This window comes from Palaeococcus ferrophilus DSM 13482, assembly GCF_000966265.1.
Taxonomy (GTDB): Archaea; Methanobacteriota_B; Thermococci; order Thermococcales; family Thermococcaceae; genus Palaeococcus; species Palaeococcus ferrophilus.
Genome location: NZ_LANF01000005.1, coordinates 24,619 through 37,404 on the forward strand (window position 1 = coordinate 24,619; position 12,786 = coordinate 37,404).

General features: G+C 52.0%; 16 protein-coding genes. 3 read left to right on the top strand and 13 right to left on the bottom strand.

All coding sequences use genetic code 11. The features are described 5' to 3' along the window. Positions 1-29 precede the first annotated feature (29 nt). Positions 30-332, bottom strand: a complete 303-nt coding sequence (locus PFER_RS01005; RefSeq protein ID WP_048147910.1) for a hypothetical protein — start codon at positions 330-332, stop codon at positions 30-32. Next, complete coding sequence (locus PFER_RS01010) at positions 332-1,582, bottom strand: hypothetical protein (RefSeq protein ID WP_048147911.1); 1,251 nt, start codon at positions 1,580-1,582, stop codon at positions 332-334. Before PFER_RS01010 ends, PFER_RS01005 begins: the two co-directional genes overlap by 1 nt. A gap of 106 nt (positions 1,583-1,688) precedes the next feature. Between PFER_RS01010 and PFER_RS01015 the strand changes: the two genes are divergently transcribed. Beyond that, complete coding sequence (locus PFER_RS01015; protein ID WP_048147912.1) at positions 1,689-2,774, top strand: TRM11 family SAM-dependent methyltransferase; 1,086 nt, start codon at positions 1,689-1,691, stop codon at positions 2,772-2,774. Positions 2,775-2,779: 5 nt separating this feature from the next. Then, positions 2,780-3,514, top strand: a complete 735-nt coding sequence (locus PFER_RS01020; protein WP_048147913.1) for a sulfite exporter TauE/SafE family protein — start codon at positions 2,780-2,782, stop codon at positions 3,512-3,514. A gap of 12 nt (positions 3,515-3,526) precedes the next feature. Here PFER_RS01020 and PFER_RS01025 read toward each other — a convergent pair whose 3' ends face one another. From PFER_RS01025 to PFER_RS01040, 4 genes are read right to left on the bottom strand one after another with little or no spacing between them, the layout of a single operon-like run. Next, the gene (locus PFER_RS01025) at positions 3,527-4,603 is read right to left on the bottom strand and encodes a M24 family metallopeptidase (RefSeq protein WP_048147948.1); all 1,077 of its coding nucleotides are present in this window, start codon (positions 4,601-4,603) and stop codon (positions 3,527-3,529) included. Between the two features lie 35 nt (positions 4,604-4,638). Further along, positions 4,639-5,760: an MFS transporter gene (locus PFER_RS11970; protein ID WP_084593883.1), complete on the bottom strand. Its 1,122-nt coding sequence runs from the start codon at positions 5,758-5,760 to the stop codon at positions 4,639-4,641. A 6-nt stretch (positions 5,761-5,766) separates the two neighbouring features. Continuing rightward, positions 5,767-6,078: a cupin domain-containing protein gene (locus PFER_RS01035; protein WP_048147914.1), complete on the bottom strand. Its 312-nt coding sequence runs from the start codon at positions 6,076-6,078 to the stop codon at positions 5,767-5,769. A 1-nt stretch (position 6,079) separates the two neighbouring features. Beyond that, positions 6,080-7,420 carry a DUF438 domain-containing protein gene (locus PFER_RS01040; protein ID WP_048147915.1) on the bottom strand — a complete coding sequence of 447 codons (1,341 nt, stop codon included), beginning with the start codon at positions 7,418-7,420 and terminating at the stop codon, positions 6,080-6,082. A 112-nt stretch (positions 7,421-7,532) separates the two neighbouring features. Here PFER_RS01040 and PFER_RS01045 point away from each other — a divergent pair, with 112 nt between their 5' ends. After that, positions 7,533-8,009, top strand: a complete 477-nt coding sequence (locus tag PFER_RS01045; RefSeq protein WP_048147916.1) for a DUF1858 domain-containing protein — start codon at positions 7,533-7,535, stop codon at positions 8,007-8,009. Between the two features lie 162 nt (positions 8,010-8,171). Here PFER_RS01045 and PFER_RS01050 read toward each other — a convergent pair whose 3' ends face one another. The 7 genes from PFER_RS01050 to PFER_RS01075 all read right to left on the bottom strand — a co-directional run bounded on the left by PFER_RS01050 (position 8,172) and on the right by PFER_RS01075 (position 12,747). Continuing rightward, complete coding sequence (locus PFER_RS01050; RefSeq protein WP_245612383.1) at positions 8,172-8,978, bottom strand: hypothetical protein; 807 nt, start codon at positions 8,976-8,978, stop codon at positions 8,172-8,174. A gap of 124 nt (positions 8,979-9,102) precedes the next feature. Further along, entirely contained in the window at positions 9,103-9,648 is a 546-nt protein-coding gene (locus tag PFER_RS01055) for a hypothetical protein (protein ID WP_048147918.1), read from the bottom strand. Positions 9,649-9,670: 22 nt separating this feature from the next. Further along, positions 9,671-9,949, bottom strand: coding sequence for a hypothetical protein (locus PFER_RS01060; RefSeq protein ID WP_157254980.1), 279 nt, complete (start codon positions 9,947-9,949; stop codon positions 9,671-9,673). Between the two features lie 80 nt (positions 9,950-10,029). After that, entirely contained in the window at positions 10,030-10,248 is a 219-nt protein-coding gene (locus tag PFER_RS12390) for a hypothetical protein (protein ID WP_245612385.1), read from the bottom strand. Beyond that, complete coding sequence (locus PFER_RS01065; protein WP_245612386.1) at positions 10,236-10,694, bottom strand: hypothetical protein; 459 nt, start codon at positions 10,692-10,694, stop codon at positions 10,236-10,238. Before PFER_RS01065 ends, PFER_RS12390 begins: the two co-directional genes overlap by 13 nt. A gap of 387 nt (positions 10,695-11,081) precedes the next feature. Next, positions 11,082-11,723 (bottom strand): hypothetical protein, encoded by a 642-nt coding sequence (locus PFER_RS01070; RefSeq protein WP_048147920.1) that lies wholly within the window; start codon positions 11,721-11,723, stop codon positions 11,082-11,084. 55 nt (positions 11,724-11,778) lie between these two features. After that, the gene (locus PFER_RS01075; protein ID WP_048147921.1) at positions 11,779-12,747 is read right to left on the bottom strand and encodes a hypothetical protein; all 969 of its coding nucleotides are present in this window, start codon (positions 12,745-12,747) and stop codon (positions 11,779-11,781) included. Between the last annotated feature and the right edge of the window lie 39 nt (positions 12,748-12,786).

Below are 12,786 nucleotides of genomic sequence, written 5' to 3' on the forward strand. Positions count from 1 at the left end.
CCCCGGCGCTGGGTGCAGCAATCCTAAAATCAGTGCCCCACTCTCTTCAGGTTTTCGAGGGCCTCCTCAATAAGTCTCCTAGCATCCGTTCTCTTCCGTATTCCCCGCAATACTGCGACAGCTTCGAACGCCCTGAAAAGTTCCTCATCGCGTGACTCCATGGCCCTCCCGCGCAGTATCTCGTAAACCTCCTCGAGAACGTCGTCAACAATGGCCGCCTCGACTTCGGTGTACTCTCCCCGGAGTATATCCTCCAGCATGATCCTCGCAAACTCCAGGTCATCAACCTCACGTCTTCTGCGGAGTCCCCTAAAGTGAAGCAGACGCTCCATCACTCCTCACCGGATTCAAGGACTTTCACAAGGAGCTCCGCTATTATGGGCTCGGAGAGGCGCCTGTCCTCTATACGGGTTACGAGGTCTATGGCATCCTCCACACGGTTCTGCCTGAGGAGGTAGTGGGCCACGCTGCTGAAGGCGAGGGAGCTTATCTCCGGGTCCTTTATCGCCGCGGCAACCCCCGCGGCCTTGTCGAGACGTCCTATCTTTAGATAATAGCTCACCGCCTTCACGAGCACCTTCTCATTGAGCGTCCTTGCCACTATCCCATCCACAACGGGCTCGAACTCAAGCCTCGGGCTGTCAATGAGATAGTTTAAGAACGCCCGGCCCGCTATCGCGAGTTCGTCGGCGGGCATGAGTTCAAAGTACCCCTCAAGAAGCTCCGGTCTCCGTGAGACAATCCCCTCCGTGAGCTTCACAAGGGTCTCCTCCATGTCCGGCAGGTTCCTGAGGAGGGAGAACGCGTTCTCAAACTCCCCGTTGAGGGCGAATATGAAGACGAGGTCACGGGTGATGTCCTCCCCAAGGTTCTCGGAGAGGTCAATGGCGACGGCAACGAGCTTATCGTAGTAGGCCTTGGAGAGGCGGGCCGCTTTGAGGTGAATGATTATCTCGCGGAGAACCTGTCTGATCCAGAATTTGTTCTTGAGGAACTTCGTGAAGTATATCGCCCTGTCGTACTCCTCAAGCCGGAGGTAGGCCTTGACGAGCTCCACAGTGGCTATGGAGTAGTACGGCTCCCCCTCCACCCTCTCCCATATGTATTCGGCCTTCCTCATCTGGAGCGCCTTTATGGGTGGCTCCCCCACAATCCTCGCGAGGTATTTGCGCAGGGCGAGTATTAGGATGTCATTTCTCAGCTCCCTGTCCGATATCTCGAGGGCGTGGTAGACCGCCTCATCAATCTCCCCGAGGTCAACTAGGTACATGACCATGCGGGAGAGAAGCACGTCTTTGATTTCAGGGGGGAACACCTCAAGACCGTCCCTGACCCTCTGAAAGAGCTTTTTCGATGTGCGCATTCCCGCCTTGCCCGTGTAGTAAGCCACAGCCGCGAGGGCCCGCATCATCCCAACGGGATCCTCTATCGAATCTATGGTATCAAGGGCCCTCTTAAAGGCAGTCTTTGAGAGTTCACTCCCCCTCACGGCCAGAACATGGCCGAGTCTGGAGTATGTGATGGCTTTGAGCTCGGGGTCCCGTATAATCTCCACAGATTCGAGAACTTCCTCCGCCAGCATGATTGTTCCCTCATGGTTTAGTCATTTATCTTATTTATACCCTTCGTTAGCATAGCTTCCCCGCAGAGGGGGCAAACTTAAAAAAGGCTCTCCCCAAGCCAGAACCATGGAATACGCTGTGATATTCGGAAAGAACCCCGAGCTGAGTGAGGCAGAGTTCCGCGCGTTTGCACGGCGATTTGGTATAAGGTTCAGCGAGCTCGAACGCTCCAGGGAGTGGCTGGTATTTGAGGGGCCTAAAAAGGTGGAGCACCTCTTCCACCGGCTCGGGGGTTCCCTAAAGTTAGTCCGGCTGGTTGATGGCATAGAGGAACTCGAGTACTCAAAGCTCTTCACCGTGAGTTTCTACGGTAAGGACGACTGGAAGCTCTGGAGGAAGCTCGGAAGCGATGTGAAGAGGCACTTCAGGGAGAGCGGCCCCGCCAAGTTCTTCAAGCCGAGGAACGTCTACGCGATGCCGGCGGAGCTCATCCTGAAGGGCTTTCCCGAGGTGAGGGACGTCGTTTTCATCTTCGGAAGGAGGGAGTGGATAGGCGAGACGGTCCGCGTTGCCGACCCCTTCGAGCTCAAGAAGCTCGACGTGGAAAGGCCCAGACAGAGGGCGATACTCTCAATCCCGCCGAGGCTCGCGAGGATAATGGTGAACCTCAGCGAGGTCAGGGAGGGAAAAGCCCTCGACCCCTTCTGCGGCGTTGGAACGGTGATTCAGGAGCTCCTCCTCCAGGGTTTCGACGCCTACGGGAGCGACATAAACCCCTCCATAGTGAACGCCGCGAAGGAGAACGTGGCGTGGCTTAAAAAGGAGTTCCGTGTGAAGAGGAGTGCCCACCTCGAGGTGTGCGATGCAAAGAAGCTCCACCGCTGCTTCCGCGGACGCTTTGACCTGATTGTGAGTGAACCGTACCTCGGCAAGCCCCTCCGCAAAAAGCCGACGAGGGGAGAGGCGGTTGAGATGGCGAGGAAGCTCGACAGCTTTTACTTTCCTGTCTTTGAGAGCTTTTCAAGGGTCATGAAGCGGAACGGAAGAGTTGTCTTCGTGTTCCCGGCATACAGACTCAGCGACGGCTCCATATACCGGCGCGAGAGGGGATGGCTCAGGAGGCTCGACTTTGAGGTGCTCGGAAGGTATCTTGACTTCGAGGAGAGGCACCGCGTTGTGAGGGACATCCACGTGCTCCGCTACAGGGGGTAGCATTAATGCTGGAGTATCCCGTCATATTCATCGCGGGCCTTTTAATCGGCACCATTGCGGGCCTTTTCGGCGTTGGCGGCGGCTTTCTCATAGTCCCGCTCCTGGTCATAATGGGCTTCCCGATTCACACCGCGATAGGCACGAGTCTCCTCTGCATATCCATAAGCTCACTCGCCGCGGCCTACAACCACGTGAGGGCAAAGAGGGTGCTATACCGCGTGGCCCTTTTGAAGGAGGCCTTCTCGGTTCCAGCTGCCCTGGGTGGGGCGTACCTCTCGAGGATGGTGGGAGAAAATCATCTGCGCGCGGTTTTCGCGCTCCTGCTAGTCTACCTCGCCTATCGCTTCCTGAGGGCCCAGGATGTGAAGCCTGGGGAATGGGAGGGGGAGATAAAATACAGGAACGTCCCCATCGTTGGCCTGTTCTCCGGCTTTTTTTCCGGCCTGCTGGGAATAAGCGGGGGAATATTGAACGTGCCCCTCTTCCATGCCCTCGTGAGAATCCCCGTTAAGTACGCCGTCGGCACGTCAAGCCTCGCGCTCTTTTTCACGGCCCTAGCCGGGACGCTGGGCCACTACAGGCTCGGGCACGTGGACGTGTCAACGGCCCTGCTCCTCGCACCGGGCCTCGTAATAGGGGCAAGTATAGGGGTGCACGCCCTCCACAGGCTACATCCCCAAAAGTTCAAGTGGGCGTTTTCCCTCCTGCTGCTCCTGATGGCGCTCAAGATGATCCTGTAAAAATAAAAAGTCTCATGTAACCTTCTCCAGACCCTCCTTCCTGACGATGTAGGTGTCCTCGTGCTTTATGGCCCCCTCCGGAATCATCAGCGGCGGATGGATTACGCTGAGCACCATGTTCTCCTGAACCTTCGAAGCCCTCTGGGGAACCACTATTGTGGTTATCGGCGGTTCCTCGATGAGAAGCCCGACGCCGTGGGTGTAGCCGGCTAGGTACGCATCGCCGAAGCCCCTCTCCCTGAAGAAGTTCGCGAGCTTCTTCTCGACGCTGGCCAGAGAAACGCCAACCCTCGTTTCCTTGAGGGCCATCTCAAGGGCCTCCTCCTTCACCGCTATGGCCTTCCTAACCCTCTCGCCCGGGTCTCCGAGCACGAAAGTCCTCGCCATGTTGGCGTAGTAGTTGTTCCAGTCGGCCCCGATGACCACGGTGACGACGCCGTTTTCCTTCACCTTTAGGTCTCTGAAAGGCTCGGCGTGCGCCCTTGGCGTGGTTGAGACGTAGACCTTGGGGTCTTCGCTGCCGTTCAGCATGAGTTCCCTCACGACCTCGGCAGCTATCTCCAGCTCGCTCTTACCCGGGGTTATGACCTCCTCGGCGACCTTCATTCCTTTCTGAGCTATCTTCCCGGCCTTCCTTATGTTGTCGAGCTCCCATTCCTCCTTTATCATGCGAAGCCCCATCGTCAGGTCGAGGATGTCCACTATCTCAACCGTTGGGTTGAGCCTCTGGAAGAGCTTGAGGAATATCAGGTAGGCGTCCCTCTCTATGCCGAACTCAAGGCCCACAGTCTGAAAGCCGTTGCTGTGTATCCACGTTACCACTCCAGCCATCAGGTCCTCAACGCGCTGGAACTCGCGTACATCTTCAATCCAGCTCTTCTGCCTGAAGAGGTCCGCCTCGCCCTTAACGACGTAGACCGTTGGTTCACCCTCCGCCGGGATCAAAAGGCTCGGCCTCAGCCACTTCGTCCCCGTGAAGTATATGAAGGTCGAAAGCGTCCTTATGACGGCGCCCTCGATGCCCTTCTCCCTCATCGCATCCTGGAAGCGCTCGACCCTCCTCCTGAATATCTCCGGGTTTCCCCTCATCATTCACATCACCAACATTTTCTTAGTCTGAACTCTTACTTAAATATAGCCGTACCTCCGAGTACAAGGGCCAGCCCGGCGAAGATCAGTACCGGTGGGGGGCCAAGGGCTGCAAGGAAACCTCCAATGGATGCCCCTACCGTGACTCCAAGTATATTGAAAACCTGTTGAAGACCCACGGAGGTCCCCCTAACCTCAGGGGGAACATCAGTCACAAAAACTGTACTGCTCAACATCAGCCCTGAGATTCCGACCCCAAAAATGCCGAGACTGACAAGGAGCTGACCAGGCGATAAGAACGCCGCCCCCGTGAGAAGCCCTGCAGATGAAAGCAGGGAGGAATAAAGAGCAATCTTTCCCGGCGTGATGCGAGAGAGGAGCCGCCCATATACAAAAAACCCTCCCGCGGCCACCAGAGAGGCCACACCAAGGCCAAGCCCCACAACCATCCTAGCAGATCGTTCTTCCCACAGGCCCCTATAAACCAGGCTTGTGGCCAGACCACCTGTGATAATACCCAAGGCCACATACAGGAAGAAGATGAGCCACAGTCCACGGAACACTGGAGAACGGATGTGTTTTAACTCCCTGAAAGAGCCGGCCGCGCCTTTCATGCCCTCCGGGAGGGTCTCCGGCAGGGAAGTACTGACAATGCCGGCGATGGCGATAACAGCAGAGAGCAGGAAAAAAGCCTTTCCGTAACCTATCCTGGAGGTTAAAATGCCCGAGGCCGCCGAGCCAACTGCTATTGCCACGGCTATCGACGCCAGAACCCTTACCAGGCCGTTTCTGCCGTTGCTGTCTGACTCTCTAGCCATTGATATTAGGGCAGGGAACACAAGGCTGCCCCCCAGGGCATGTAGCACCCTCAAAAAGGCTAGGAAAATGTAATCCCCCGCATAGGCATATAGGAATACTACCGCAGAGTCCCAGAGGAGCCCCAGTGTTAAGGTTCTCCTTCTTCCAAAGCGGTCAACGAGGATTCCGGCGAGAACACTGGCGGGGATCGCCGCAGCGCTGTAGAGGGCAGTGATAGCACCAGCCTGAGCCGGGGTGGCGCCCAGGGACATTGCATAGAGGGCTATCACTGGCATCAGGAAAGAGGTATCCAGTATCCCTGCAAAGCCTGCGAATCCCTGTGCAAGAGCCCTGCCCATGAACCCTCACCCGAGCTTCACCACGAGGAACCTGAGCGGCAGACTTCCCGCGTTCTCCACGGCGTGCGGAACCTCCCTCGGAAGGAAGACCAACGAGTCCTTTCTCGCCTCCGCGCTTTCCTTGCCAACTTCCACGAGGGCCTTTCCCTTCAGGATGTAGAGGAACGCGTCCACCGGCGTCGTGTGCCTCTCGAGGACCTCTCCGGGCTTTAGCGTGACCACTAGGACCTTGACGTTCTCCCTCGAGAGTAGGGCCCTCACATCCACCCCGTGGGGATTGTCAATACGCTCGGCAGTCTCAAAGTTTGAGACTATCACCTCAATCCCTCCAGTCCAGGAGCCTCTTCTCCCCCTCTATCTCCTTGTACGGCGCTATGTCCATGGTCATCTCAAGCGTTCCTATGTATTCACCCTTCTCATTGAAGAGCGGCACGTACTTGATGTAGACGTACTTCGGCCCGAGCCTGAGCCAGAAGGTTGCTTCCTCTTTCCTGCCCTCCTTGAATGCCTTGAGTATCTTGTTGACGATGTGGACGCTCTTCGGAGGGTGACAGAGCTGAACGGGCCTTCCGAGAACGCTCAGGGAGCGGGCGAATATCCTCTCACCCGGAGAGAAGAACCTCACGCGGTCGTCCTTGTCTATGAAGGTGACGTCAACGGGTAAAGCCTCAAAGATGGCCTTCAGCTCCTCAACGCTGACGTAGCCCGTTCCGAGGTCTATATCACCATCACGCTTTAGCTCGCTCCTGTCGAACTCCAGCGGCTGGCCCTTCAGAGCCTCCTGGACCTCCTTCGGAAGACCGAGCAGCTGTTCAACACTTAGCTCTGGATTGATCTCCCAGGGGTGGAGGGGCTTGACGTCCTCTCCGGGGTCCCATGCTGGCGGGTTCACCTTGTAGTAGCCGTACTCACCCTCCTGCATCCTTATGGCCTTCCACTCCCCCTCGCTCAGGAGGGCTTTGAGCGTCGGGTAGTAGATGTTGTTCTCCCTGAAGACCATGTCGCTGAGTGCAAAGGCTGCCTCGCCAGCCTTGTTCTTGAAGCGCTCGACGAACTCTTCCCAGGGCATTTCGACCCTCTTTCTCAAGAGTTCGGCGAGGTATTTTATCATAAACCTTATCTCGTCGTGCTTCGTCCATAGAACGGTAGCTATCGCTGTCAATCCTCTCCTCTCGATGTACGGGAATGTCAGCATCTCTTCACGGTTGTAGTGAGTGAAGCCGACCTTCCTCAGGTTGCTCACTATCTCCTCGAGCACCCCCAGAATTTCCTTCCTCATGCGTTCGTCCTTGGTCGTTGCCAGAGTCCTCGCGTAGAGGTTGAGCATTTCAGAATCTTTCATTATCTCCTTGTTCTCTTGGTAGAGGGTCTTGAGCGGGTGGCCGTCCGGCAGATCCTTCTCCTCAAGCTCGTCCGTTCCCTTAACTGCCTCGCGGAAGAGCTCCACGTGGAGGTCGCACATCTTGGCTATGTCTTTCGCTGAGATGCCCTCCTTGACCAGCTCCTGCTCAATGAGGGGAATCTCAAGGGGAGAAATCCCGCTGAGAACCTGTCTAAACTCCTCCTTGAGCTTCTCAACGCTTTCTCCCTCGTGTATCCTTAGGAGGAGCTTCTTGAGCTGCTCCTTTTTGTATTCGCGAGTGTTAAGCAATTCCGTCATCCAACATCACCTTCATGACGAGTGTCATATATACAACTTATAAGTATTTCTGGGCAAATCTGGCCAGTAAAGTTTATATGTCGCGCGTCATATTTTGAAAGGGTGATGGAAAATGATGCTCGACGTCCGAGGATTGACGGCACCACAGCCGGCGGTCATGATCATCGAGGCCCTCGGAAAGCTCAAAACGGGTGAGACACTTGAGGTGATAGGGGATAAACCCTTCGTGGATCTGCTTCCGAAGCTTGAGGAGGCTGGCTATAGGATAGAAGTCAAAGAAGTCTCTGGCTTCTTCGTACTGAGGGTGACCAAAACCGAGGAGTCAAAAGAGCTCAGCATGGAGGTCAAGGAGTGCGACGATAAGCTGGAGGAGATAACCGAAGATACCAACGTGGCAAAGCTCCTCAAGGCCTACCCCGAATCGCTGAAGATACTCGTTAAGTACGGCTTCTCGCCGCTGGAGAATCCGGTCATGAGAAAGACGCTCGCAAGGACGGTAACGCTGAGACAGGCCAAGAAGCTTCTCGGAATGAGCGACGAGCGCTTTAATGCCATGATGGCAGAGCTGAAGGCGCTGGAAAAGAGGTGACCAAGCGCTTTTTACTATTCCTTCACAATTTCTTAAATTGACCAAAAACTGCTCAAAATGATATCTCTCTCATGTTTTATGGCAATGGTTAAAGCATCCGCAGACACCTCACCCCTGAGAGCCTCCTCAAAGCCAAAGAAAATAAAGGAGAAGGACACGGACTCATCTCCCGAGCAGCTTTACCCTTTCGAGTTCCTTTTCTGCATCTTTGATGGCCTCATCAATGGCCCTTAAGAGGACGTTCTTTGGGACTTTGACGGCCATGCCAGAATACAGGACGAATGCCAGCAAAAACTCATCCTTTCCGGAGTCTGCCGCGTAGAGAACTTCAAGGGGGTCGTAGGTTGAAAGGGTAAAGCGAACGAAGGGAGGAGCCGCTCCTGCTGACAGCTTTTTAAGACCAGTAAGTTCGCGGAGAAGGCCCTTATCCTCCGGCTTTTTTGCCCCCTTGGAAGACAGCCTCTTGATTTCACAATCAACGTTCCACTTTACCCGCCACACCTCCGCAGGTAGTTTGCCGTCTACCACGAACGCCTTGAGAAGTTTAAGTTCCTCAACGTACCCCTCGAGATTAACGAACGCCTCCAGTACGTACGTGCTCCCGTAAACTTGAACTTCGTACTCGTCCATGATATCCTCAGGTTCACCGAACATCTCAAGAACTTCATGTGAAGGCGGCTTTAGTTTGAATCTGAGCCACCCCATCCTCACGGGTTTATTATTGAGAACCGCTTCCAGGTTCTGGATGGAAGTCCGGATTGTCTCGACGAGGTCTTTAGGGGTAACCTGTACCTCCCTACCATCCCGAAGGGTCAGGTAGACCCATCCACCCTCAGCCATTATCTTCAAGTCCCAGAGCTTTTTCGGGAGAACCTCCGTCGATTGGAGTGCTTTTAGGGAGCTTATGAAGTCATCCAGCGGCACCGGGTCTTCACTAATGAAAAGCGGCCCATCTTCGAGCACCAGCACTGGAAATCCCCTGTCTCCATCCTGTGGGGAGAATGAAAAAGCAAAGATTGAAACCACCTCCCGTCAATATCTCCCTGAAGATGGTGGGCATATCTTTCGCATACTCCACCAGATCGAGCCACTATTATTCCACTTTTTCGAGTATCTTGAGTACCTCCTCCCTCCACTCAAGATATTCACTCCTCAGAGCTTTGGGGATTTCAATGAGAAGTCTTTCAACTCCTTCGAGCGTGGCTTTTCTCATGCACTCCCCCAGTTCCCTCGCTGGGGCTCCCAATTTCTTCACTGAGTAAGTGGGAAGGGGGATATCGAAATTATCCGGGTAGCATAGAGTTACATTGTTATTCTCCCGTTTAAGAATCACTCCAAAATCCTCTGGAAGACCCAGCGAAAGCAGAAAGAAACCATCGAACGCCCCGCAGGAGCTTATCAGGGTTGTATAGTCGGGCTCGTCTTCAAGTTCCATGTTAGCAAAATTATTGGAGAGTAGGTACTTAGCTCCTTGGGCGAGGCTTTCAATAGTCAATACCAACCTCAGGGGGTGAACCGAGGAATAAACCTCAATCGGGCCAAGTTTTATCCTGTAGTGCCTCGGTGGAACTAAAATGGCCCTCCAGAGTTGCCCGTTGGACGTTATCTCAAGTCTGTCCCATTCTATTAAACACTCCATGCTGATCCCTCCCTAAGAAAAATTAAAAATAATGGGGAGTCCTCTCCCCACATGAGATATTCCTTATCACTCTTCTCTCATCCTCCTCAAACTTTTCAAGCACGTAGGGAATTTCATCGCATGACGCGACTGCGAAGGCCACTGTGGCGAAGATTGCCGCTAGAGCCTGCAGGATGTAGCAGGCGGCCCACACAATCCGCTTTCCATTCACCTCTATAGTGATCCAAGCCCCAAATCCTCCTGATTCCTCCAACTCTTCAAGAGGGGAATCAACTGAAAATTTAACTGGCATTGAGGGCATCCCCGGGCTTTTCTACTTTTCTCTGAAAAATTTTAAACAAAATTCAAGGCGAATTTTGAACCCATACATCATTCTCCCCGTTAATAATTTTCAATTCCCAGTAAATTTTTCAATCTTTTAGTTAGTTCCCTGTACCCGTCGATCATCTCTCTGTACCTTCTAATCCCGTTCTCATCGAATACGCGAGTGCAGGACTCCAATTCCGTGATAGCCTCCCCTGCGACATTCATTACGCTCCTCAAGAACTCACTGGTTGATACCCTGTAGACCTTTCTGTAGTCCACGTTCACGAGATACATGTATTCGCCCTTCCTGAACCGTATACGATTAAAATGGGGTCGTAGCTTCCAAGGAAGGATCTTAAAAACGGACTGGATGTTAGTTCGTTAAACTCCTCCCCCAATAGTCCTCTCAGGACCCTAACTTCCTCATCAAGCCAGTCCGGGAGTTCTGCGAGCCTCTTGAAGCTCCATCTGCATGACTTCACGTCTTCTGGCACTTTGCCTGTTACGGCATAAAATGCAAATCTAAAAAGCTCATAAAGAAATTCGTTGAGGTGGACAGTCGCGTTAAACACTTCCTCTACTCTGCAACTGATGGTGACATCATACTCACTGAGAACTGTCTCTATTATCGATTCGTCTGAATAGCCGTGTTCTTTTCCTCCCGTTACTGCCCTTCTCGCCCTTTTTTCCAAGGGCCCAAAAGGTTCTTCAAGTTTAAGTGTGATTTTGAAATTCACCATTTGTATCGCCCCAATGCTATGTAGTTAAAAAAATTAAAAGGTGGTCCCTTGTACTCAGTCCCAATCCACAGGGTGTGCTGTCACTATCCTGTAAAGATTATTGGACATCTTCCTAATAACTACCCGTAGCTTGTTCTTAGCGTCAAGTCCATAGTAATACTTTTCTAAGGACTACCCCATTTGGTGGATGCCCCTGCCACAGTTTATTTCTCCAGTTTCAATTGTCTCTTTGAGCGTCTGAAAAAGCATGTCTACAGTTAGATACTTAAATTTTGACTTGTATTGCCATTTTTCTTCTGAGATGGCCTTTCAATTATGTGTGTCGCCCCTTCATCATCAATTATAACCTCTCCTTCCGGGAAGTAGCTAACTTTTTGCATTGACTTTTCACTTTAGGGCATATCTCATCATTACCTTTAACCACTGAACCTTGGGGCGTAAGACCCCTAGCAAGGTATGCATTTTCAAGATTTCTTCAACATTGTAGATCCCACTCAAGAGATCATTTTTAATGTTGTCCACATATTCATCGGCATTTATATGGATGGTTGTATTATCATCAGATGATTTTATTTCGAGAACGTTTCCTTGCTTGTGGAGGAAATACGTTCTTGTTGGCTCAAATGTGCCAAAGAGCAATTTGAGAGAATCATTGCTAAACATTGATCTCCCTATGTCAACTGTTTTTAACGGATTAATATCCAAAGGAAAAGCCGAGAGACTTTTAATGCCGTTCTTTCCCTTTTTGACATACACTAAGGATAGGGCAACGTCTTCGAGGAAGTGAAGTAAATTCCCAATAGCAGGGGCTATAAGCTCGACATCCTCAATTTTCAGGCCGTATCTAACATCATACTCAAATCCTCTTAAAACAATGTCTCCCAGGAGCTTGCTAAAATCTTCTTCGTCCCCTTCTTTTACGGACTCGTTATAAGTTTCAACGGCATCTAAAAGTGAGGATAAAACAGCTTTTCTCAGGTAGCTGGTATCTGGAAGAGTATACCAGAGCTTAACTCTCGCCTTTGTCATGACGACACCTCTAGGATTTACTGCTCGATACGAAAAATTAAAGATGTAAAGTCAACTACTTTGATAAGTACACAGTAACAATCTTGTAAGTTTTTGAACCTATTTGGCGAAGCACCACTCGCACCCTCCCAAGTTTAGTGTTAACCTCTAGTGCAACTTCTCTTGAATTTGACTTGTCACAGTTTACCTCTCCTGCGAGTATTGCCTGTTTGATGACATTTGCAAGCCATTCCGCACTTATGCTTTTGGGAAAGGCAGTTGCATCGGGCTCTCCATAGTAAATTTCTCTTTTGAAGTGTCTTCTAATAATATGTCTTAAGTCAGCTTCATAAAGTTTCACCTTCCCTGGAGGCCAATATCCGCAGGAGGCGCTTCTTCCTCCAAATTTTGGGAGGTTTCTAGTTTCCCTGTACAGTTCTTTGGCAAATTCTTCTGCCTTCTCAGTGTCCCAGCCGTTAAGGTAGGCCTCTCCCAGGAGCCGGCCAAATTCTTTCGGGCTGAAGAGGTCGTCAACTTGATCGAGTTCGCTCTTTTTGACCTCCACCAAAGTTCTGGAACCGTCTTTGATGACCAATTTATCAGCGAAAGGAGTTGAAAATATCCAGATTTTCTTCAGATAAACTTGGACTTTAGGATGCTCCATCGAATGGCCCACAGTGCCTATAAAACCATCCCCGAACTCTGCCAGTTGCTTGAAACCTGTGGCTTTCAGAATGAACTCGGTGACCTTTCCACCGTACTTTTTGATCACTTCATGGAGTCCCTTTATCGCCAGCGTTGCCAGACCGACTGTTAACACGAGTAGTTCTTTACTACCGACGAGTATCTCTATGGTGGCTGCAATTCCCGGAAAAAAGTTGGGTTTGATCCTGTCTCCTGGCCTCTTTAAGGAATACGCGTTCTGGGGAAGTTCTATGGTGCTGTTCACCGTTCCGTTAACAAAGCTCGCCGTAGCGCTCGCACCGCTGAACGTTACTCCTAAAATCAAAAACCCGAAGAGCAGGGCGAGGGTTTTCTTCCACATTTCGGAGCACCTCCACCGGTTTGCAATGGATAATAAATC